Origin of the sequence: Sphingomonas kyungheensis (assembly GCF_037120395.1) — a bacterium.
Lineage (GTDB): Bacteria > Pseudomonadota > Alphaproteobacteria > Sphingomonadales > Sphingomonadaceae > Sphingomonas > Sphingomonas kyungheensis.
Map to the genome: position 1 here is coordinate 341,567 of NZ_JBBBDM010000002.1, position 20,939 is coordinate 362,505.

Annotated in this window: 19 protein-coding genes; 10 read left to right on the plus strand and 9 right to left on the minus strand. The window is 67.8% G+C overall.

Translation table 11 applies throughout. The features are described 5' to 3' along the window. Positions 1-14 precede the first annotated feature (14 nt). On the minus strand, positions 15-953 hold the full coding sequence (gene ftsY, locus V8201_RS05710; protein WP_037530122.1) for a signal recognition particle-docking protein FtsY: 939 nt from the start codon (positions 951-953) through the stop codon (positions 15-17). Next, entirely contained in the window at positions 950-2,353 is a 1,404-nt protein-coding gene (gene mtaB, locus V8201_RS05715) for a tRNA (N(6)-L-threonylcarbamoyladenosine(37)-C(2))-methylthiotransferase MtaB (RefSeq protein ID WP_336544699.1), read from the minus strand. Before mtaB ends, ftsY begins: the two co-directional genes overlap by 4 nt. A gap of 40 nt (positions 2,354-2,393) precedes the next feature. Between mtaB and V8201_RS05720 the strand changes: the two genes are divergently transcribed. The 4 genes from V8201_RS05720 (at position 2,394) to rimM (ending at position 5,732) form a co-directional block, all read left to right on the plus strand. Next, positions 2,394-2,927 carry a DUF924 family protein gene (locus V8201_RS05720; RefSeq protein WP_336544700.1) on the plus strand — a complete coding sequence of 178 codons (534 nt, stop codon included), beginning with the start codon at positions 2,394-2,396 and terminating at the stop codon, positions 2,925-2,927. Between the two features lie 163 nt (positions 2,928-3,090). Next, on the plus strand, positions 3,091-4,599 hold the full coding sequence (gene ffh / locus V8201_RS05725) for a signal recognition particle protein (protein WP_336544701.1): 1,509 nt from the start codon (positions 3,091-3,093) through the stop codon (positions 4,597-4,599). Between the two features lie 40 nt (positions 4,600-4,639). Further along, the gene (rpsP, locus tag V8201_RS05730) at positions 4,640-5,059 is read left to right on the plus strand and encodes a 30S ribosomal protein S16 (RefSeq protein ID WP_037530130.1); all 420 of its coding nucleotides are present in this window, start codon (positions 4,640-4,642) and stop codon (positions 5,057-5,059) included. A gap of 172 nt (positions 5,060-5,231) precedes the next feature. Beyond that, complete coding sequence (rimM, locus tag V8201_RS05735; protein WP_037530134.1) at positions 5,232-5,732, plus strand: ribosome maturation factor RimM; 501 nt, start codon at positions 5,232-5,234, stop codon at positions 5,730-5,732. Positions 5,733-6,441: 709 nt separating this feature from the next. On the opposite strand, the gene V8201_RS05740 is transcribed toward rimM, so the two are convergent. Further along, entirely contained in the window at positions 6,442-7,350 is a 909-nt protein-coding gene (locus V8201_RS05740; RefSeq protein WP_051583133.1) for an NAD(P)/FAD-dependent oxidoreductase, read from the minus strand. Positions 7,351-7,401: 51 nt separating this feature from the next. Between V8201_RS05740 and V8201_RS05745 the strand changes: the two genes are divergently transcribed. From V8201_RS05745 to rplS, 4 genes are read left to right on the plus strand one after another with little or no spacing between them, the layout of a single operon-like run. Continuing rightward, entirely contained in the window at positions 7,402-7,674 is a 273-nt protein-coding gene (locus V8201_RS05745; RefSeq protein WP_037530773.1) for an AbrB/MazE/SpoVT family DNA-binding domain-containing protein, read from the plus strand. After that, on the plus strand, positions 7,667-8,062 hold the full coding sequence (locus tag V8201_RS05750; RefSeq protein WP_037530139.1) for a type II toxin-antitoxin system VapC family toxin: 396 nt from the start codon (positions 7,667-7,669) through the stop codon (positions 8,060-8,062). The genes V8201_RS05745 and V8201_RS05750 overlap by 8 nt, the downstream gene beginning before the upstream one ends. Continuing rightward, entirely contained in the window at positions 8,059-8,784 is a 726-nt protein-coding gene (gene trmD / locus V8201_RS05755; protein ID WP_037530142.1) for a tRNA (guanosine(37)-N1)-methyltransferase TrmD, read from the plus strand. The genes V8201_RS05750 and trmD overlap by 4 nt, the downstream gene beginning before the upstream one ends. A 4-nt stretch (positions 8,785-8,788) precedes the next feature. Continuing rightward, a complete protein-coding gene (rplS, locus tag V8201_RS05760) occupies positions 8,789-9,181 on the plus strand; it encodes a 50S ribosomal protein L19 (RefSeq protein WP_037530145.1) in 393 nt (130 codons plus the stop codon). A gap of 59 nt (positions 9,182-9,240) precedes the next feature. On the opposite strand, the gene V8201_RS05765 is transcribed toward rplS, so the two are convergent. The 6 genes from V8201_RS05765 to V8201_RS05790 all read right to left on the minus strand — a co-directional run bounded on the left by V8201_RS05765 (position 9,241) and on the right by V8201_RS05790 (position 16,162). Then, complete coding sequence (locus tag V8201_RS05765) at positions 9,241-9,594, minus strand: hypothetical protein (RefSeq protein ID WP_037530148.1); 354 nt, start codon at positions 9,592-9,594, stop codon at positions 9,241-9,243. After that, positions 9,587-11,137: a PepSY-associated TM helix domain-containing protein gene (locus V8201_RS05770; RefSeq protein ID WP_336544702.1), complete on the minus strand. Its 1,551-nt coding sequence runs from the start codon at positions 11,135-11,137 to the stop codon at positions 9,587-9,589. The genes V8201_RS05765 and V8201_RS05770 overlap by 8 nt, the downstream gene beginning before the upstream one ends. Next, positions 11,134-11,442, minus strand: coding sequence for a hypothetical protein (locus tag V8201_RS05775; RefSeq protein ID WP_271300417.1), 309 nt, complete (start codon positions 11,440-11,442; stop codon positions 11,134-11,136). The genes V8201_RS05770 and V8201_RS05775 overlap by 4 nt, the downstream gene beginning before the upstream one ends. Positions 11,443-11,591: 149 nt before the next feature. Beyond that, on the minus strand, positions 11,592-13,628 hold the full coding sequence (rpoD, locus tag V8201_RS05780; RefSeq protein ID WP_336544703.1) for an RNA polymerase sigma factor RpoD: 2,037 nt from the start codon (positions 13,626-13,628) through the stop codon (positions 11,592-11,594). Then, positions 13,628-15,508 (minus strand): DNA primase, encoded by a 1,881-nt coding sequence (gene dnaG, locus V8201_RS05785; protein WP_336544704.1) that lies wholly within the window; start codon positions 15,506-15,508, stop codon positions 13,628-13,630. The genes rpoD and dnaG overlap by 1 nt, the downstream gene beginning before the upstream one ends. 201 nt (positions 15,509-15,709) lie before the next feature. Further along, positions 15,710-16,162, minus strand: coding sequence for a GatB/YqeY domain-containing protein (locus V8201_RS05790; RefSeq protein WP_271300418.1), 453 nt, complete (start codon positions 16,160-16,162; stop codon positions 15,710-15,712). Between the two features lie 144 nt (positions 16,163-16,306). Here V8201_RS05790 and carA point away from each other — a divergent pair, with 144 nt between their 5' ends. Both carA and carB read left to right on the plus strand, forming a co-directional pair. Beyond that, on the plus strand, positions 16,307-17,494 hold the full coding sequence (gene carA / locus V8201_RS05795) for a glutamine-hydrolyzing carbamoyl-phosphate synthase small subunit (RefSeq protein ID WP_271300419.1): 1,188 nt from the start codon (positions 16,307-16,309) through the stop codon (positions 17,492-17,494). Positions 17,495-17,541: 47 nt separating this feature from the next. Beyond that, positions 17,542-20,865 (plus strand): carbamoyl-phosphate synthase large subunit, encoded by a 3,324-nt coding sequence (gene carB / locus V8201_RS05800; RefSeq protein ID WP_336544705.1) that lies wholly within the window; start codon positions 17,542-17,544, stop codon positions 20,863-20,865. Positions 20,866-20,939: the final 74 nt, after the last annotated feature.

Below are 20,939 nucleotides of genomic sequence, written 5' to 3' on the forward strand. Positions count from 1 at the left end.
TGGCCGTGCCGCGGTCACTTGCGCGCCCCCTGATCGACGCCGGCGATGATCCGTGCCACCTCATTGGCGTCGAACGGCCGAAGGTCGGTCATCCCCTCGCCGACGCCGATCGCATGGATCGGCAGGCCGTATTTCTCCGCCGCGGCGACCAGCACGCCGCCGCGCGCGGTGCCGTCGAGCTTGGTCATGACGAGGCCGGTGACCCCCGCCACCTCCTTGAACACCGCGATCTGGCTCAGCGCATTCTGGCCGGTGGTCGCGTCGAGCACCAGCACGACGTCATGCGGGCTCGCCGGGTTGATCCGGCCGAGCACGCGGCGGATCTTGGCGAGTTCGTCCATCAGCTCGCGCTTGTTCTGCAACCGGCCGGCGGTGTCGACGATCAGCACGTCGATGCCGGTCTCGGTCGCCTTCTTCACCGCGTCCCAGACGACGCCCGCGGCATCGCCGCCCTCCGGCCCGGTGACGATCGGCACGCCCACCCGGTCGGCCCAGGTGCGCAGCTGGCCGATCGCCGCGGCGCGGAACGTGTCGCCTGCCGCCAGCATCACGCCGTAATCCTGTTCCATCAGCAGATGCGCGAGCTTGGCGATCGTCGTCGTCTTGCCCGATCCGTTGACGCCGATGACGAGGATCACCTGCGGCCGCGGAAACGCCTCGATCTCGATCGGGCGGGCGACGCGGGCGAGCGTCTTCTCGACCTCCTCGGCGACGACGAGGCGAATGCCGAGCTCCTCCATGTTGCGCTCGAACGTCCCCTCGGCGAGGCGGGTGCGGATCTTGCCGGCGGTGTCGGGGCCGAGGTCGGAGGCGATCAGCGCCTCCTCGACCTCGTCGAGCGTCGCCTCGTCGAGCCGCGCGCCGCCGAGGCCGGCGAGATTGCCGACCAGCCGGTCCGACGTCTTCTTGAATCCGCCGAGCAGCCGCTCGTGCCAGGTGGGGGTGGTGCTCATATCATCGTCCCTAGCAGCTGGGTGTCGGTGGCGGCAGTGATGCGGACCGCGACGATATCGCCGGGGTTGCGGGTGACTGGACGCGAAAGCGCGGCGCTTGCGGAGGCCTGCCCTTCGACCGGTTCAGGGCGGCCGGGGGAGGGGGGCGCGGTGTCTTCACGACTGCCACCGCCAAAGTCCCCATGATCCGTCAGGGCTGAGCCTGTCGAAGCCCGGCCGTCCCCGTGCGCGACGCCGATCGGCGCAAGCGACACCTCCGCGAAATTTCCCGCATGGCCGCGGGTCCCCGGCCGTTCGAGCAGCACCTGCTGCACCGTGCCGACCTGCCCGTCGAGCCATGCCGTCCGCCGCCGCGCCGCCGCGGCGCGCAACCGTTCCGCCCGCGCCTTGATCGTCGCCCGGGCGACCTGCGGCATCCGCGCCGCCGGCGTGCCGGCGCGCGGCGAATAGGGGAAGATATGGCCGTGGACGATATCGGCATCGTCGATCAGCGCGAGCGTGTCGGCGAACATCGCGTCATCCTCGGTCGGGAAGCCGGCGATCAGGTCGGCGCCGATCGCGAGATCGGGCCGCGCCGCCTTGAGCCGCGCCACCGTCGCCACCGCCTGCGCGCGGCTGTGGCGGCGCTTCATCCGCTTGAGGATCAGGTCGTTGCCCGCCTGGAAGGAGAGGTGGAGATGCGGCATGATCCGCGCCTCGCCGGTGATCAGCGCCTCGAGCCGCGCGTCGATCTCGATCGAATCGAGCGACGACAGCCGCAGCCGCGCCAGCGCCGGGACATGGCGCAGGATGCGCGCGACCAGATGCCCCAGCGTCGGCGCGCCGGGCAGGTCATGGCCATAGCTGGTCAGATCGACCCCGGTCAGCACGATCTCGCCATGGCCCGCGTCGACCAGCGCGGCGATCCGGTCGATCACCGCGCCCGCCGGCACCGACCGGCTCGGCCCGCGGCCGAACGGGATCGCGCAGAAGGTGCAGCGATGGTCGCAGCCGTTCTGCACCTCGACGAAGGCGCGGGCGTGGCCGGTGAAGCTCGCGGCGAGATGCGGCGCGGTATCGCGCAACTGCATGATGTCGCCAGCCACGACGGGGGCGAGGCTGTCCCACGCCGCGCGCGACAGTTTCTCGCCATTGCCGATCACCCGGTCGACCTCGGGCATCGCCGCAAAGCCCTGCGGGTCGATCTGCGCCGCGCAGCCGGTGACGACCAGCTCGGCGTACGGCCGGTCGCGTCGCGCCCGGCGGATCGCGCTGCGCGTCGCCTTGACCGCGGCGTTGGTCACCGCGCAGGAGTTGACGACCACGGTATCGCGCCCGGCGACGAGCGTCCGGATCGTTTCGCTCTCGGCGATGTTCAGGCGGCAGCCGAGGGAGATCACCTCTGGCGCGGGAGCAGGCATGGCGGGCGATTTAGTCAGTGATGGGGCCCAAGTCCATGACATGGCGACGGCGGTCCTCGACTTCTGGTTCGGGCTGACCAGCGAACAGCAATTCGCCAGGGACGACGCCCTCGACCGGACGATCGCCGCACGCTTCGCGGCGATGCGCGATGGCGTGCTGCGCGCGCGGGCGGAAGGCTGGCGCGACGATCCCGATACGCTGCTGGCGGCGATCATTCTGCTCGACCAATTCTCGCGCAATCTGCATCGCGGCGCGGCGGAGGCCTATGCGGCGGACGGCCTTGCGCGCGAATTGACGCGCACCGCGATCGGACGGGGCTGGGAGGGGCGCTATCCGCCCGAACGGCGCGTCTTCCTCTACATGCCGTTGATGCACGCGGAGGATCTGGCGGAGCAGGACTTGTCGGTGACGAAGTTCGAGGCGCTGGGGCTTGCGGATAACATTGCCTTCGCACACGATCATCGTGACGTGATCGTAGCCTATGGACGCTTTCCGAGCCGTAATGCCGCGCTGGGACGCGAATCGACCGATGCGGAACGCGCCTATCTCGCCCGGCCGGATGCCGGCTGGTAGGACCAAGCGGCCACTCTTGCCTCCATCGTCACTTTCGACTAACAGCGATGCACGTTCCTCCACGGAATGCGATCGATGAAGCGCCCATGGGTGCACGCTGGCCGGCGAGGTTTCGCCCGCCGGCGTCTTTTGCGTTGCGTGGCATGATAAGGGTTTCGAGGCGATGTTCGACAGTCTGAGCGACCGGCTTGGCGGCGTATTCGACCGCCTGCGTGGCCGTGGCGCGCTGACCGAGGCCGATGTGCGGACGGCGATGCGCGAAGTGCGCGTCGCGCTGCTCGAAGCCGACGTCGCGCTGCCGGTGGCGCGCCAGTTCGTCGACAAGGTGACCGAGGAAGCGGTCGGCCAGAACGTGCTGCGCTCGGTTACGCCGGGGCAGCAGGTCGTCAAGATCGTCAACGACGCGCTGGTCGAGATGCTCGGCGCCGACGCGTCGGAGCTGGACCTCTCCGTTACCCCGCCCGCGGTGGTGATGATGGTCGGCCTGCAGGGCTCGGGCAAGACGACGACCACCGCCAAGATCGCCAAGCGCCTCGCCGCCGGCGTCGGCGGGCGTGACCGCAAGAAGGTGCTGATGGCGTCGCTCGACGTCAATCGCCCCAATGCGCAGGAACAGCTCGCGACCTTGGGCACGCAGGTCGAGGTGGCGACGCTGCCGATCGTCCCTGGCCAGCAGCCGGTCGACATCGCCCGCCGCGCGCTGCAGGCCGCCAAGCTCCAGGGCTATGACGTGCTGATGCTCGACACCGCCGGCCGGCTCCACGTCGACCAGGCGCTGATGGACGAGATGAAGGCGGTGGCGGAGATCGCCACGCCGCAGGAGATCCTGCTCGTCGTCGACTCGCTGACCGGGCAGGACGCGGTCAACGTCGCCCAGAACTTCTCCGAACAGGTGCCGCTGACCGGCGTCGTGCTCACCCGGATGGACGGCGACGCGCGCGGCGGTGCCGCGCTGTCGATGCGCGCCGTCACCGGCAAGCCGATCAAGTTCGCCGGTACCGGCGAAAAGATGGACGCGCTCGAAGCCTTCCATCCCAGCCGCGTCGCCGGCCGCATCCTCGGCATGGGCGACGTCGTCAGCCTGGTCGAACGCGCCGCCGAATCGATCCAGCAGGAAGACGCCGAGCGGATGACCGCGCGGCTCGCCAAGGGTCAGTTCGACATGAACGACCTGCGCGGCCAGCTCCAGCAGATGCGCCGGATGGGCGGTCTCGGCGCGCTCGCCGGGATGATGCCGGGGATGAAGAAGGCGCAGGGCGCGCTCGCCACCGCCGGCGGCGACAAGATGCTGATCCATATGGACGCGATGATCGGCTCGATGACCGTCAAGGAACGGACCAAGCCTGAGCTGATCAACGCCAAGCGCAAGATCCGCATCGCCAAGGGATCGGGCACGACGGTGCAGGAGGTCAACAAACTCCTCAAGATGCACCAGGAAATGTCGACCGCCATGAAGAAGATCAAGAAGATGGGCGGTCTCAAGGGCATGATGGCGATGCTCGGCAAGGGCGGCATGGGCGGCCTCGGCAATGCGATCGGCGGCGCCGGGCTCGGTGACATGATGGACAAGGCCGGCGGCGGCCTGCCCAAGGGGCTGCCCGGCCTCGGCGGCGGCCAGGACGGCATGCCCAAGCTTCCGCCCGGTTTCGAAAATCTTCTCAAGAAGAAATAAGACTTCAACGCAAACGACTTAGAACGAAGGATTATCTACAATGGCACTCAGCATTCGCCTGTCGCGTGGCGGCTCCAAGAAGCGTCCCTATTACCGGATCGTCGTCGCCGACGCGCGCAGCCCGCGTGACGGCAAGTTCATCGAGAAGATCGGCAACTACAACCCGCTGCTCGCCAAGGACGCCGAGAACCGCATCGTCCTCGACGCCGAGCGCGCCAAATACTGGCTGTCGAACGGCGCGCAGCCGACCGACCGCGTCGCGCGCTTCCTCGACGTCGCCGGTATCCGTGAGCGCGCCGCGCGCTCCAACCCCAACAAGGGCAAGCCGGGCGAGAAGGCGACCGAGCGCGCCGAAGAGCGGGCCGAGAAGCTGAAGGCGCAGGAAGAGGCCGCCGCCGCCGCTGCCGCCGCCCCGGCCGAAGAGGCGCCTGCCGCCGACGCCGAGACCGCCGAGGCCTAAGCATCGAAGCCGGCCATGGTGCGTTGATAGCCTCTCATTCTGAGGAGTTGACGCATCATGGCCGCCGAACCCGATCCCCGTACCGCCGCCGACGAACCGACCGACGCGGCTGCGACCGACGATGCCACCAATCAGGGCGTCTCGGCCACCGAACCCGCAGAGGGAGACGATGATGCCCCAGCAGGAGACGGCGGATCGCCGGGCTGAGCCCAGCGTCACGCTCGCGGTGGTGATCGGCGCGCACGGCGTCAACGGCCAGGTGCGCCTCAAGGTCTTCGCCGAGGATTTCGGCAGCTACAAGAGCTTCAACCAGGGCGCGCTGACGCTCAAATCGGCGCAGGCCGGTAACAACGGCCTGATCGTCCGATTCGCCGAAGTCGCCGACCGCAACGCCGCCGAGGCGCTGCGTGGTACCGAATTGACCGTGCCGCGCTCGGCGCTGCCGCCGCTCGGCGACGGCGAATATTATCATGCCGATCTGATGGGCCTGCCGGCGGTGTCGACCGACGGCAGCGCGCTGGGCCGTGTGGTGCTGATCGAGAATTTCGGCGCCGGCGACGTGCTCGAGATCGAGCGGCCCGACGGCAAACGCTTCATGGTGCCGATGAACGCCGACGCGGTGCCCGAATGGAACGCAGACCGGCTGGTGGTGACCGCCGACTTCGTCGAATGACGCGGTGGCGGTGACGGGCGCAATCGGCCGGAGCGATCTGTCCTATAGTCCCCTGACGGGCTATCCTCGCGCACGCTCTTTCTAATGTGAGTCGCTCGTAGCGCAGGAATCGAAACGATCGCAGCGGATCGTTTCCGTTAAGGTGTCCAAGTTGTCCACGTCAGCGGGCTGACACGATCGCCGCGACACCCGCGCCGCGTGCCAAGCCGTCCCGTATTCCCGCGCAGGCGGGAATCCAGTGGCCAAGCAGAACAACGGCTTACCGGGTGAAGACCACAAGGATGCCGCCTCGCGGGAGCGCTGCGAAGAGGCTCGGCGGCACCCAAAGCGGGCCGCGGCCTAGGGCGTTCGGTCACTCAAACGTGGCGTTACCCGAAGCGCACCGTCGCCCAAAGCGCTCCGTCAATCCAGACGTGTTCCGGGGTCCACCGTTCCGCAAGGTTAACGGCTTACGCTCCCGCGGAACCGTGGATGCCGGAACAAGTCCGGCATGACCAAGGGTGCAAGGGTCTCGCCTTCGCGCGGGCAAGGCCAAGGCCACCACCTTTCCCAACCGCCCACCCCGGCGGAGGCCGGGTCCCAGTCGGGCGAACCTCTAGACGGACTCACGCCACTCGCCTGACTTCGCCACGGACAGCGGATATGCAAAAGACCCGCCCCAGCCGCCGCGCTACCCGCGCAGGAACGCCGCCGGCGGCGGACCCGGCCATCACCGCCGGATCGGCTGTCGCTCGGCGAGCGTGTTGCGGATCGTCGTCGCCGCGACCCCGGCCTCGCCCATCGCATGGCTGATCTGGTCGAGCCCCTTGACCACGTCCCCCGCCGCGAACAACCCCGGCACGCTGGTGCGTTGGTGATCGTCGACCTCCAGGCAGCCGTCGCCATTCGCCCGCGCCCCCGCCGCCACCGCGAGATGCGAGCGGATACGCGATCCCAGCGCCGGATAGACGCTGTCGAACGCCATCCGCCCGTCCGCCGTATCGAGCGCGAGACGATTGCCCTCGATCTGCCAATTGCCGCACGGACCGGCGACGCGCGCGATCCCCGCCGCATCGAGCCGGGCGACGCATGCGGGGTCGAGCCGATGCTCGGCGTCCGGCGCGATCAGGGTGATGTCGCGGCTATAGCCGCGCAGGAAGATCGCCTCGCGCATGCCATGGTCGCCGGTGCCGATCACGCCGACACGCTTGTCGGTCACCTCATAGCCGTCGCAGATCGGGCAATAGCGGAACAGGCCGCGTTCGAGCGCCGGGTCGTGCACCTCCGGCAGGATGTTGGGCCGGTGATTGACCACCCCCGTCGCCAGCAGCACGGTGCGCGCGCGATACCGGCCGTGATCGGTGACGATGGTGAAATCCTCGCCGTCTGGCTCGATCGCGGTGACCTTCTTCTCCTCGCGGTGCGCGCCGTAACGCTCCGCCTGGGCGAGCATCAGCCCCAGCAGGTCCTTGCCGGCGATGCCGTCCGGATAGCCGGCATGATTGTGCGTGCACGGGATCATCGCCGCGCGGCTCGACCCGCTGTCGAACAGCCGGATCGAAAGGTGAAAGCGCGCCAGATAGATGGCGGCCGTCAGCCCGGCGGGGCCGGCGCCGATGATGATGCAATCGTCGGTCACGCTTGAAGGCTCAGCTGCATGTATATACGTCCCGTAGATACGGAGATTGGCATGGCTAACGAATATCGCGCCAAGGTGTTCAAATCAGGAAATTCGGTTGCGTTGCGCTTACCCAAGGCGCTGGGTCTGAAGGAAGGGGACGAGATGATCCTGCGGGAGGAGCGCGGGGCCTTCGTGATCGAGGCTGCGCCGCCTGTGCGGAAGAAGATCGACCTGACCGGCATCTACGGTTCCTGTCCGGGATTGAAGCCCTTGGCACCGGAAGACCGGATGATGGAGCCGCGTGACCTCGATTGGGCCGGGGCGCTGTTGCAGCGTGACTGATCTCCGGGTCGCACCCCGTTTCCTGCTCGACTCGAACATCTGCATCTACCTGCTGGAGGCGCTGTCGGACCGTGCGCGTCACCGGGCGGAATCATGTGCCTTGGGTGAGGTCGTCACCTCCGCCGTCGTCTATGCCGAGGTGCTGCGGGGCGTCGATCCGGCGGACGGCCATGCGATGCGCGCCATGCGTGCGTTCTTCGATCTCATCACGCCGCTGCCGTTCGATACCACGGCCGCCGAGGCCTATCAGCGACTACCCTTCCGCCGCGGCCGGTTCGATCGGCTCATCGGCGCGCATGCGCTGGCGTTGCGGCTGACCGTCGTCACCGCCAACGTGTCGGATTATGCCGATATCCCCGGCCTCTCCGTGGAAAACTGGACCCAATGACCTTCGCTGCGACGATCCTCACCCTCTACCCCGAGATGTTCCCCGGGCCGCTCGGCGTCTCGCTCGCCGGGCGGGCGTTGCGCGAAGGGGGGTGGCGGTGCGATCCGGTCCAGATCCGCGACTTCGCCACCGATCGGCATCGCTCGGTCGACGATACGCCGGCGGGCGGCGGTGCCGGGATGGTGCTGCGCGCCGACGTGCTCGCCGCCGCGGTCGACAGCGTCGCGGACGACCGCCCGATCCTCGCGATGACGCCGCGGGGGCGGCCGCTCTCCCAGGCCAAGGTCCGCGCCATCGCCGGCGGTCCCGGCGTCATCATCCTGTGCGGTCGGTTCGAGGGCTTCGACGAGCGCATCTTCGCCGGCCGTGCTATCGAGGAGGTGTCGATCGGCGACTATATCCTGTCGGGTGGCGAGATGGGGGCGCTGGTGCTGCTCGACTCTTGCATTCGGCTGCTCCCCGGCGTAATGGGCGCGGCTTCAAGCGGTGTGGACGAGAGCTTCGAAACGGGGCTGCTCGAATATCCGCAATATACCCGACCATTCGATTGGGAAGGGCGCACGATCCCCGAAGTGCTGCGATCGGGGGATCATGCGAGGATCGCGGCCTGGCGCAAGTCGATGGCCGAGACCGATACACGGCTAAGGAGGCCGGATCTGTGGGAGCGCCACGAGGGCGCTCGGGTCCGACCTCCCTCTGGCGCGCGGCACGAGAAGGACTGATGCGATGAACCTGATCCAGCAGCTCGAAGCCGAGCAGATCGAAAAGCTGACCGCCAAGCGCGCGATCCCCGAATTCCGTCCCGGCGACACGCTGAAGGTCGGCGTCAAGGTGGTCGAAGGCGAGCGGACCCGCGTCCAGAATTACGAAGGCGTGTGCATCGCCCGGTCGAATAAGGGCATGGGCTCGTCGTTCACCGTGCGCAAGATCAGCTTCGGCGAGGGCGTCGAGCGCGTCTTCCCGCTCTATTCGCCCAACATTGATTCGATCGACGTCGTCCGCAAGGGTGCGGTGCGTCGCGCGAAGCTCTATTATCTGCGTGGCCGTACCGGCAAGTCGGCGCGTATCGCCGAGCGTCGCGACACGCGTCCCGCCAAGGGCACCGTCGCCGCGGAATAATCCGTCGGTTCGGTGGAAAAATAAGGGCGTGGGAGGCTTCCTCCCGCGCCCTTTTCGCGTCAGCGGTCGGCGGCGGTGGCCGGGCTGCGCAGCAGCGCGGCGAGCGATGCGGCGGCGCGGCGCTTGGCCGCGAGCAGCCAGCGCGCCGGAGCGAGCGCGGCGATCGGCTGCGCCGACAGCGCCAGCACGACGATCACCGCGCCGATCGACGCGCCGGTCAGCGCGCGCACCCAGCGTTCGCCGCTCAGCGGGGCGCCGCAATGGAGCAGCGCGACGGCGAGCAGCGCCGCCGCGCCGCCGCGCAGCAACCATAGCTCACCACGGCTCGCCGTACCCGCCTCGCGGCGGAAGCGGAACGAGGCGCCGGCGAAGAGCAGCCAGGCGGTGGCGGAGAGCAGGATGGTCTCAGGCATGGATCGTCTCGGTCTGGCGGATACGGCGCGCGGCGGGCCGCGGCGGTCGGCCGGCGCACCAGCTGGCGACGCCGAAGAGGATGGCGATGGCGAGCATCGCCAGGTCGAAGGCAGCGAACAACGTGTCGTCGCGCAGCAGCGAGCCCGGTAGCCCGCGCCCGGTCGTCACGGCATTGGCCAGCGGGATCGCGGCGAAGGCGAGCGCGCCGATGGCGAAGCCCTCGCGCCAGGCGCGACGCGTCGGCCGCGCGAACTGGAGCAATGCCACCACGCCCCAGGTCCAGAACATCGCCGCGACCTCCCGGTCGGCGCGGCCGGGCAGATCGGCGGGGATCAGCCGGTTGGCGAGCAGGAAGGCGGCCATGCCGATCGGCAGCCCGACGATCGTCGCGATGTTGAGCCGCTCGACCAGCCGCAACCCGAAGAAGGGGGCGGCATTGGGGCGTCGCCGTGCCGCGGTCCACAGCAGCAGCCCGGTGCCGACCATCGCCGCGCCGGTCAGCCCGAGTCCGAACAGGGTCCAGCGCAACGCCGGCCGCGCGAATTGCGCGACGTGGAGGCCCAGCATCACCCCGGCGGTGGTCAGCGCCGGCCCGGCGTCACCGCTCGCCGCGATCAGCCGCCCGGTCGCGCCGCTGTAGGTCAGCGTCGGTCCGCGCGCATTGAGCGAGGCGCGGGGCGAGCGGTAGATGGTCACCGCCGCGGCGGCGTCATTGGGGTTGCGGATCGTCACGATCGCCGCCGGGGCGTGCCACCGGGCTTGCGCATCGGCGATCAGCGGCGCGACCGGCACGAGCGGCGCGGCGCGGCCCGCCGCCGCCGTCTCGGCCGGATAGCGATAGGCCGCCTGCGCGAAATCGGCCGGCTTGGCGTAGTTGCTGAGGATCGGATAGGGCATGTACATCACGACCAGCGTGATCAGCCCGGTATAGGTGATCACCGCGTGATAGGGCAGCGCCAGCACCGCCGAGACGTTGTGCGCGTCGAGCCAGCTGCGCTGCCCCTTGTTCCAGCGCAGCGTGAAGAAGTCGGCGAAGATGCGCTTGTGCGTCACCACGCCCGAGATGATCGCACCCAGCATGAACAGCGCGCACAGGCTGGCGAGCCAACGTCCCCAGGGATAGGGCAATTGCAGCTGGAAGTGGAAGCGATAGAAATGCTCGCCGCCGCGGGTTTCGCGGCCGTGCACCGGCTGGCCCGTCACGCCGTCGAGCGACAGTTCGTCGGGGCGATTGTGGCCCGTGTCGGCGGCCTTGGCATTGGGCGTGATGAAGACGCGGGTGACCGGCTCGCGGTCGGTCGGCAGCGAGAGGTACCAGGCTTCGTCGTCGGGACCGACCGATTGCAGATAGCGGACCGCGCTGGTCGCCGCGACCCCGGCCGGGACGGCATGCGCATCGACCTCGGGCTGCATCCAGCGGGTGATTTCGGGGCGGAAATAGCTCGCCGTGCCGGTCAGGAACATCGCGAACAGCAGCCAGCCGGCGACGAGGCCGAGCCAGCCGTGGATCCACGCCATGTTGCGCCGGAGGGAGCCGTTCACGCGCGCACTCCGAGCCACCAGAGCAGCGCGGCGCAGAGCAGGGCGCTGCCCCACACGCCGGCGAGAATGCGGCCGAGCCGCGGCTCGTGGAAGCACCACAGGGCGATCACCGGATAGAGTAGGATCGACAGGATCAGCGCCCAGCCGGTCGCCTCCGCCCGGTCGATCGGCAGCAGCCGCGCCGACAGCGCCGAAAGCCCCGCCGTCGCCGCATAGCCGCCGATCAGCGCGGTGAGGCAGCGCAGCACCATCGGCCAGCGCGCCTTTGACGCCGCGGGCGTGGGGCAGGGCGGGGTCGCCTTCATCAGCATAGGGAGCGGGTCGTGCCGGCCATGCCGGTCCTATAGCCCGTCTTGCGAACGCCTATCAATAGCGTATTTCACGCGGCGGTGATTTGCCCGCGCGAGCCGATAGCGAAGGGGCCGCCGGATCGTCTCCGGCGGCCCCTTTCGGCTTACTGGTCGAGGAAGGAGCGCATCTTGCGGCTGCGACTCGGATGCTTGAGCTTGCGCAGCGCCTTCGCCTCGATCTGGCGGATGCGCTCGCGCGTCACGCTGAACTGCTGGCCGACCTCTTCGAGCGTATGATCGGTGTTCATGCCGATGCCGAAGCGCATGCGCAGCACGCGCTCCTCGCGCGGGGTCAGCGAGGCGAGCACCCGCGTCACCGTCTCCTTGAGGTTGGCTTGGATCGCGGCGTCGACCGGGATCACCGCATTCTTGTCCTCGATGAAGTCGCCGAGATGCGAATCCTCCTCGTCGCCGATCGGCGTCTCGAGGCTGATCGGCTCCTTGGCGATCTTCATCACCTTGCGCACCTTCTCGAGCGGCATGCTCAGGCGCTCCGCCATTTCCTCCGGCGTGGGCTCGCGACCCTGTTCGTGGAGGAACTGGCGGCTGGTGCGGACCAGCTTGTTGATCGTCTCGATCATATGCACCGGGATACGGATGGTGCGCGCCTGATCGGCGATCGAGCGGGTGATCGCCTGCCGGATCCACCAGGTCGCATAGGTCGAGAATTTGTAGCCGCGGCGATATTCGAACTTATCCACCGCCTTCATCAGGCCGATATTGCCCTCCTGGATCAGATCCAGGAATTGCAGGCCGCGGTTGGTGTATTTCTTGGCGATCGAGATGACGAGGCGCAGGTTCGCCTCGACCATTTCCTTCTTGGCGATGCGCGCTTCGCGCTCCGCCTTCTGCACCATGTTGACGATGCGGCGGAATTCGGTGAGCGCCATGCCGGTCTGCTGCGAGATCTCGCTGATCTCGCCGCGGATGCGGTCAACCGCGTCGACTTCGTTATTGGCGAAGTTCGCCCATTTCTTGTCGAGCTTGCCGACCGTCTGCAGCCAGGTGTCGTCCATCTCGTGGCCGACGTAGCGGTCGAGGAAGTCCTTGCGGCTGACCTTGTGCCGTTCGGCGAGGCGCAGCATCTGCCCGCCCAGTGCGGTCAACCGGCGGTTGAACGCGTAGAGCTGGTCGACGAGATATTCGATCTTGGCGTTGTGGAACTGGACGCTCTCCACCTCGGCGGTGAGTTCCTCGCGCAGCTTCTGGTATTTGCGCTCGTCCGCCGCGGACAGCTCGCCGCCCGCCTGCATCGCGTCGAGCCGCGCCTGCTGGATCTTGCTGAACTTCTTGTAGAGCGCGGTGATGTTGGCGAACCGCTCGAGCGCCTGCGGCTTGAGCGTCTCCTCCATCTGCGCGAGGCTGAGCGTGTTGTCCTCATCCTCGTCGTCCGAGGGACGCGGCGCGCGCGGCTCACCCGATTCGTCATCGTCGTCCGCGGACGGCTCCTCGGGCTCTTCCTCGTCCTTGAAGCTGGCGCCGGCGGTCTTCTCGCTGATCTCGCCGGATTCGTCGTCCTCGGCCCCCTCGACCTGCTCGGCCGACGGACCCTTGGACAGCATCGCATCGAGATCGAGGATCTCGCGCAGCTGCATCGTGCCTTCGTTGAGCTGCGTCGACCAGTCGATGATCGCGTTGAAGGTGATCGGCGATTCGCACAGGCCGAGGATCATCGTGTCGCGACCCGCCTCGATCCGCTTGGCGATGGCGATCTCGCCCTCGCGGCTGAGCAGCTCGACCGCGCCCATCTCGCGCAGGTACATGCGGACCGGGTCGTCGGTACGATCGACGGTCTCTTTCTTCTTGGTCTCGAGCGCGGGCGCGGCGGAGCCGTCGCTATCGGCCTCGACGGGCTCGGCCTCGTCGTCCTCGGCCGGCTCCTTGTCCTCGCCGTCCTCGCCGGCTTCCTCGTTCTCGACGATGTTGACGCCCATCTCGTTCAGCGCGGACATGATGTCCTCGAGCTGATCGGACGACATCTGATCCTGGGGCAGCGCCTCGTTGAGCTGGTCGTAAGTGATGTAGCCGCGCTTCTTGGCGCGGGCGACCAGCTTCTTGATATCGGCGTCATTGAGGTCGATCAGCGGCGCGTCGGTCACGTCCGCACCCTCATCGCCACCGCTACCGTTAACCTTCGCCATCAATTACCCTCGGATCCAAACGATCGGGCGTCTTCGTTCGACTGCACTAGATTTGCAAGTCGAAGCTCCAAGCCCTGTTTCTCTTTCACCAACGCCACTTGCCGTTCGAACGCCTCGGCGGTGAAGTGCGCCTGCATCGAGGCGGTCGCTTCACCGAGCGCCATGTCCACTTCGGGGCGCGCCACCATGATGGCGATCGCTTCGTCGAGGTCGGCACGGGCGCGGGCGGGGTCGCCGCCGCTCTGCGTGAACGAATAGGGCATCGTATCGGCCCTCAGCAGATCGCTCGCGATCGCATCGAAACCGGACTTCGCCAATATGGTGCGCAGGCGCGCGCTATCAAGCGCCTGATCCTCCAGCGCGACGTCGACCACCGCCTCGAACAGCCGGCCGAGCGCGCCGTCGATCAGCTTGAGGCTGCCGAGCACCTCCATATGCCGCGCGATCTCGACCGGGTGGCGGATCAGCCCGGCGAGGATCGCCTTGGCGAGCACGCGGTCGATTCCGGCGGCGTGGAAGGCCTTGGCATCCTCGGTCGGCGGGGCGATCGGCGGCTTCCACTGGCCGTCGGCACCGCGCTTGCCCTGCGCGCGCGGCGCGGCGGGGGTGAAGGCGCGGCGTTTCGGGGCGAAATGTTCGTAGAAGCGGTTCTTGAAGTCGCTTTCATATTCCTTGCGCACCGATCCGTCGGCGATCGTCGCGGCGAGCTCGTGCAGCCGCTGCTTGAGCCCGGCGCGCTGCTCGGGCGTGTCGAGCGCGCCCGCGGCGACCTCGCTCTGCCAGAGGCGATCGACCAGCGGCTGCGGCTGCTGGAGCAGCGCCTCCATCGCCGCCCGGCCACCGCCGCGGACGAGGTCGTCGGGGTCCTGCCCCTCGGGCAGGGTGACGAAGGCGAGGCTGCGACCGTTGCCGAGCATCGGCATCGCGCGATGCGCCGCGCGCAGCGCCGCTTTCTGTCCGGCGCTGTCGCCGTCGAGGCAGAGGATCGGCACGTCGCTGATCCGCCACAGACGTTCGAGCTGCGCCTCGGTCAAGGCGGTGCCGAGCGGCGCCACCGCATCGCCGATCCCCGCCTGCGCCAGCGCGATCACGTCCATATAGCCTTCGACGACGAGGATGCGTGCCGACTTGCGCGCGGCGGGCGCGGCGCGGTCGAGATTGTAGAGCGTGCGCCCCTTGTCGAAGAGCGGCGTGTCGGGCGAGTTGAGATATTTGGGCTCGCCCTCGCCGATGACGCGGCCGCCGAAGGCGATCACCCGGCCGCGCGCGTCGCGGATCGGGATCATCAGTCGGCCGCGGAACCGGTCATAGGGCTCCTTGCCGTCGACCTGGATCAGCAGGCCGCATTCGATCAGCGCGGCGTCGCCATAGTCCTTGAGCGCGGCGCGCAGCTTGCCGCGGCTGTCGGGCGAGAAGCCCATGCCGAAGGCCCGCGCGGTTTCCGCCGAGATGCCGCGCCTGGCGAGCACCGCGCGCGCCTCGGCGCCGGCGATGCCATGGAGCTGCTCGCTGAACCAGGCGGCGGCATCCTCCATCGCCTCGTGCAGGCCCTTCGCCCGTTCCGCCTTGGCGGCAGAGGCGCGATCCTGTGCCGGCATCTCCATGCCGGCGGCCTGCGCCAGTTCCTTGACCGCGTCGATGAAGGGGAGGCCGCGCTGATCGGTCATCCAGCGGATCGCATCGCCATGCGCCGAACAGCCGAAGCAATGATAGAAGCCCTTGTCGTCGTTGACGTAGAAGCTGGGCGTCTTCTCGTTATGGAACGGGCAGCAGCCGCGCATCTCGCGCCCGGCCTTCTGCAGCTTGGTCGTCTTGCCGATCAGCGCGGACAGCGACGTGCGGGCACGCAGTTCGTCCAGAAAGGCCGGCGAAAGACTCATGCCGTGATTTTACCATGCGCGCTGGGGCGCCATTCGGCAAGGGCGCGTTTGATCGGAAAAGGAGGCTTTGATGGGCGGACGGGCCGGCGCCCGTGGCATCCGCCTGCATATGCCGATCGGGGACTCTTCATCCTTCGCCCTTCGTCATCGCGGCCTGCGCCAGGATGACGAAAGGCGGGGAGGGATAGAAGCTAAGCCCCCTTACGACAGCGCCGCCTTCACCAGCCCGCTCGCCTTGCTCATGTCGAGGCTCGCGGCGTGGCGCGCCTTCAGCTCCGCCATCACCTTGCCCATGTCCTTCATGCCGCTCGCGCCGAGCTCGGCCTTGATCGCCTCGATCGCGGCGACGGTGTCCGCCTCGCTCATCTGCGCCGGCAGGAAGCGTTCGATCACCGCGACCTCGGCCTTCTCCGCCTCGGCCAGCTCCTGACGGCCGCCGCTTTCGTACATGGCGATCGATTCGCGGCGCTGCTTGACCATCTTCTGCAGCACCTCGACCACCACGGCATCGTCGTCGGGCGTGGTGCCGCTGGTGCGCAGCTCGATGTCGCGGTTCTTGATCGCGGCCTGGATCAGGCTGATCGCGCTGCGGGTTTCCTTGTCGCCCGCCTTCATGGCGGTGACCTGGGCGGCCTTGATGTCGTCGCGAATCATGGGGAAGCTCTCGAAGATGGCGGTGAAGCGGACGAACCTAGCGGAGGAACGCTCCTTCGTGAACCGGTTGACCTGACGGGGGCGGGGGGCTAGCGGGCGCCTCTTAGCGACATAGACGAAATCTGTAGGAGTGCCCGCCAAGCCATGGCCGACGCCAAGCCCATTGCCATGCCTGCGAAGCCTGACGGCGCGACGGGTGTTCTGGTCCTCGCCACCGGTGAGGTGGCCTGGGGCCGCGGCTTCGGTGCGGAGGGGGCCGCGGTCGGCGAGGTGTGTTTCCACACCGCGATGACGGGCTATCAGGAGATCATGACCGATCCGTCCTTCGCCGGGCAGATCATCACCTTCACCTTCCCGCACATCGGCAACGTCGGCGCCAACCCCGACGATATCGAGGCGGATGCGCCGCATGCGCTCGGCATGATCGTGCGCGAGGACGTGACCGCGCCGTCGAACTTTCGCGCGGTCGAGCGGCTCGACGGCTGGATGAAGCGGCATACGCGCATCGGCCTCGCCGGGATCGACACGCGCGCGCTGACCCGCCGCATCCGCGCCGGCGGCGCCCCCAACGGCGTCGTCGCCCATTCGGCGAGCGGCGACTTTGACCTGCCCGCGCTGCTCGAGATGGCGCGCGGCTGGCCGGGGCTCGAGGGGATGGATCTCGCCAAGACGGTGTCGACCGAGGCGCATTACGCCTGGGGCGAGAGCCGCGAAGGCGGCGTCTGGCGGTTGGGCTTCGGCTATGGCGGCAGCGATGCGGGGGCGCGTCCGCACGTCGTCGCGATCGACTATGGCAGCAAGCACAACATCTTCCGCAATCTCGTCCGCGCCGGTGCCAAGGTCAGCGTGCTGCCGGCCGAGGCGACGTTCGAGCAGGTGATGGCGCTCGACCCCGACGGCATCTTCCTGTCGAACGGCCCCGGCGATCCCGCCGCGACCGGGACCTATGCGGTGCCGGTGATCCGCCAGTTGCTCGACACCGGCAAGCCGCTGTTCGGCATCTGCCTCGGCCACCAGTTGCTCGGCCTGGCGGTCGGCGCGACGACGACCAAGATGTTCCAGGGCCACCGCGGCGCCAACCATCCGGTCAAGCGGCTCGCCGACGGCGTCGTCGAGATCACCAGCATGAACCACGGCTTCGCGGTCGAGCGGGACTCGCTGCCCGCCAACGTCCGCGAGACGCACGTCTCGCTGTTCGACGGATCGAATGCGGGACTGGAGCTGACCGACCGGCCGGCGTTCAGCGTGCAATATCACCCCGAGGCGTCGCCGGGGCCGCAGGACAGCCTGTATCTCTTCGAGCGGTTCGTAGGATCGCTGTCGCCGCGGTGACGCTCTCTCCGACCGCCCCAGTCATGCCCGTTCCGGAATTCTGACCCATGCCCAAACGCACCGACATTTCCTCCATCCTCGTGATCGGCGCCGGACCGATCGTCATCGGGCAGGCGTGCGAATTCGATTATTCGGGCACGCAGGCGATCAAGGCCCTGAAGGAAGAGGGCTATCGCATCGTCCTGGTCAATTCGAACCCGGCGACGATCATGACCGATCCCGAGCTGGCCGACGCGACCTATGTCGAGCCGATCACGCCGGCCGTCGTCGCCAAGATCATCGAGAAGGAGCGGCCCGACGCCGTTCTGCCGACGATGGGCGGGCAGACCGCGCTCAACACCGCGCTGGCGCTGTTCCACGACGGCACGCTCGACAAGTTCGGCGTCCAGATGATCGGTGCCGATGCCGAGGCGATCGACAAGGCGGAAGACCGCCTCAAGTTCAAGCAGGCGATGACCAAGATCGGGCTGGAAAGCGCGCGTTCGGCGATCGCGCATACCGTCGAGGAGGCGCTCGCCGGGCTCGAGGTCACCGGCCTGCCGGCGATCATCCGGCCGAGCTTCACGATGGGCGGGTCGGGCGGCGGCGTCGTCTACAACCGGTCCGAATTCGTCGACATGGTCCGCAAGGGGCTCGACGCATCGCCGACCACCGAGGTGCTGATCGAAGAATCGCTCCTCGGCTGGAAAGAATATGAGATGGAGGTGGTGCGCGACCGCAAGGACAATTGCATCATCATCTGCTCGATCGAGAACGTCGATCCGATGGGCGTCCACACCGGCGATTCGATCACCGTCGCGCCCGCGCTGACGCTGACCGACAAGGAATATCAGATCATGCGCAATGCATCGATCGCGGTACTCCGGGAGATCGGCGTCGAGACCGGCGGATCGAACGTTCAATTCGCGGTCAATCCGAAGGACGGCCGCCTCGTCGTCATCGAGATGAATCCGCGCGTGTCGCGTTCCTCGGCGCTGGCGTCGAAGGCGACGGGCTTCCCGATCGCCAAGGTCGCCGCCAAGCTCGCGGTCGGCTATACGCTCGACGAGATCGACAATGACATCACCGGCGCGACGCCGGCGTCGTTCGAGCCGACGATCGACTATGTCGTCACCAAGATCCCGCGCTTCGCCTTCGAGAAGTTCAAGGGCGCCGAGGCGGTGCTGTCGACCGCGATGAAGTCGGTCGGCGAGGTGATGGCGATCGGCCGCAACATCCATGAATCGATGCAGAAGGCGCTGCGCGGCCTGGAGACCGGCCTGTCCGGTTTCAACGAGGTCGACCGGCTGGTCGGCGCGCCGCGCGCCGAGATCGAGGCGGCGCTGGCGGTGGCCACCCCCGACCGGTTGCTGGTCGCGGCGCAGGCGTTGCGCGAGGGCTTCACCGTCACCGAGATCCACGCCATCGCCAAGTTCGATCCGTGGTTCCTCGAACGGCTCGCCGAGATCGTCGCCGCCGAGGTGGAGGTGACGACCGACGGCCTGCCGATCGACGCCGCCGGGATGCGCCGGCTCAAGGCGATGGGGTTCAGCGACAAGCGGCTCGCCTATCTCGCACTCAAATCGGCGAACCTGCGCGGCAACGAGCGGGGGATTGCGCGCGGTTCGGGCCTGATCCACGAAGCGGTCAAGGCGATGACCGGCGGCGTCACCGAGGAGGAGGTGCGCGAGCGGCGCCACAAGCTCGGCGTCCGCCCGGTGTTCAAGCGGATCGATACCTGCGCCGCCGAATTCGATGCGCGCACGCCCTATATGTATTCGACCTATGAGGCGCCCTCGTTCGGCGAGCCCGAGGACGAGAGCATGCCGTCGGATCGCCGCAAGGTGGTGATCCTGGGTGGCGGCCCCAACCGGATCGGGCAGGGCATCGAGTTCGATTATTGCTGCTGCCACGCCTGTTTCGCGCTCGCCGACGCGGGCTACGAGACGATCATGATCAATTGCAATCCGGAGACGGTGAGCACCGATTACGACACGTCCGACCGGCTCTATTTCGAGCCGCTGACCGCCGAGGACGTGCTGGAGATCCTCCACGTCGAGCAGAGCCGCGGTGAACTGGTCGGCGTCATCGTCCAGTTCGGCGGCCAGACGCCGCTCAATCTCGCGCGGGCGCTGGAGAAGGCGGGTATCCCGATCCTCGGCACCAGCCCCGATGCGATCGACCTGGCGGAGGATCGCGAGCGGTTCGCCGCCTTGGTCAACAAGCTGCGCCTCAAGCAGCCGGCCAACGGCCTCGCGCGCAGCCGCGACGAGGCGGTCGCGGCGGCCGAGCGGATCGGCTATCCGGTGTTGATGCGCCCGAGCTACGTGCTCGGCGGGCGGGCGATGGAGATCGTCGATTCGCTCCAGCAGCTCGACGATTATATCCAGACCGCGGTGCAGGTGTCGGGCGACTCGCCGGTGCTGATCGACCAGTATCTGCGCGACGCGATCGAGGTCGACGTCGATGCGATCTCCGACGGCGACGAGGTGGTCGTCGCCGGTCTGCTCCAGCATATCGAGGAGGCGGGAGTTCATTCGGGCGACAGCGCCTGTTCGATCCCGCCCTATTCGCTCAACCCCGAGACGATCGCCGAGATCGAGCGGCAGACGGTGGCGCTGGCGCAGGCCCTGTCGGTCAAGGGGCTGATGAACATCCAGTTCGCGGTCAAGGACGGCGAGGTCTATCTCATCGAGGTCAACCCGCGCGCGTCGCGGACGGTGCCGTTCGTCGCCAAGGCGATCGGCGTTCCGATCGCCAAGATCGCGAGCCGGGTGATGGCCGGCGAAATGCTGCGCGAGCTGCCGCCGATCGATCGCCACATCGATTATTATGCGGTCAAGGAAGCCGTCTTCCCGTTCAACCGCTTCCCCGGCATCGATCCGGTGCTGTCGCCCGAGATGAAGAGCACCGGTGAGGTGATGGGGATCGACCCCGATTTCACCACCGCCTTCGCCAAGTCGCAGCTCGGCGCCGGCACCGTGCTGCCGACCGGCGGCACCGCCTTCGTCAGCGTCAAGAGCGGCGACAAGCCGCATATCGTCCCGGCGGTGAAGTCGCTGCTCTCGCACGGCTTCAAGGTGCTGGCGACCGGCGGCACCGCCGACTATCTCGCCAGCGTCGGCCTGCCGGTCGAGACGGTCAACAAGGTCGCACAGGGGCGGCCGCATATCCTCGACCGGATCATGGACGGCGAGGTGACGCTGATCTTCAACACCACCGAAGGGTGGCAGAGCCTCAAGGACTCCAAACCGATCCGTCAGGCGGCCTTGGCGCAGAAGATCCCCTATTTCACCACCGCCCCGGCGAGCGTGCAAGCGGCGGCGGCAATCGGGGTCACCTCTCTTGAAGTACGGCCTCTGCAATCCTACTATTCGCAGTCGCACAACTGATCCCGACATAATGACGTGATGTGCGGGGCGGGCCGGTGGTCCGCCGCGGGGTATGAGTGAATTGGGGACGTAGA

What these genes read in the sequence shown, in the direction of transcription:
- V8201_RS05765 (WP_037530148.1), bottom strand. Translation starts at nt 9,594, where the DNA reads ATGCCTGAGACCATCCTGCTCTCCGCCACCGCCTGGCTGCTCTTCGCC.
- V8201_RS05745 (WP_037530773.1), top strand. Translation starts at nt 7,402, where the DNA reads ATGGCTAACGAATATCGCGCCAAGGTGTTCAAATCAGGAAATTCGGTT.
- trmD (WP_037530142.1), top strand. Translation starts at nt 8,059, where the DNA reads ATGACCTTCGCTGCGACGATCCTCACCCTCTACCCCGAGATGTTCCCC.
- ftsY (WP_037530122.1), bottom strand. Translation starts at nt 953, where the DNA reads ATGAGCACCACCCCCACCTGGCACGAGCGGCTGCTCGGCGGATTCAAG.
- mtaB (WP_336544699.1), bottom strand. Translation starts at nt 2,353, where the DNA reads ATGCCTGCTCCCGCGCCAGAGGTGATCTCCCTCGGCTGCCGCCTGAAC.
- carB (WP_336544705.1), top strand. Translation starts at nt 17,542, where the DNA reads ATGCCCAAACGCACCGACATTTCCTCCATCCTCGTGATCGGCGCCGGA.
- V8201_RS05775 (WP_271300417.1), bottom strand. Translation starts at nt 11,442, where the DNA reads ATGAAGGCGACCCCGCCCTGCCCCACGCCCGCGGCGTCAAAGGCGCGC.
- carA (WP_271300419.1), top strand. Translation starts at nt 16,307, where the DNA reads ATGGCCGACGCCAAGCCCATTGCCATGCCTGCGAAGCCTGACGGCGCG.
- rpsP (WP_037530130.1), top strand. Translation starts at nt 4,640, where the DNA reads ATGGCACTCAGCATTCGCCTGTCGCGTGGCGGCTCCAAGAAGCGTCCC.
- V8201_RS05720 (WP_336544700.1), top strand. Translation starts at nt 2,394, where the DNA reads ATGGCGACGGCGGTCCTCGACTTCTGGTTCGGGCTGACCAGCGAACAG.
- rpoD (WP_336544703.1), bottom strand. Translation starts at nt 13,628, where the DNA reads ATGGCGAAGGTTAACGGTAGCGGTGGCGATGAGGGTGCGGACGTGACC.
- ffh (WP_336544701.1), top strand. Translation starts at nt 3,091, where the DNA reads ATGTTCGACAGTCTGAGCGACCGGCTTGGCGGCGTATTCGACCGCCTG.
- dnaG (WP_336544704.1), bottom strand. Translation starts at nt 15,508, where the DNA reads ATGAGTCTTTCGCCGGCCTTTCTGGACGAACTGCGTGCCCGCACGTCG.
- rimM (WP_037530134.1), top strand. Translation starts at nt 5,232, where the DNA reads ATGCCCCAGCAGGAGACGGCGGATCGCCGGGCTGAGCCCAGCGTCACG.
- rplS (WP_037530145.1), top strand. Translation starts at nt 8,789, where the DNA reads ATGAACCTGATCCAGCAGCTCGAAGCCGAGCAGATCGAAAAGCTGACC.
- V8201_RS05790 (WP_271300418.1), bottom strand. Translation starts at nt 16,162, where the DNA reads ATGATTCGCGACGACATCAAGGCCGCCCAGGTCACCGCCATGAAGGCG.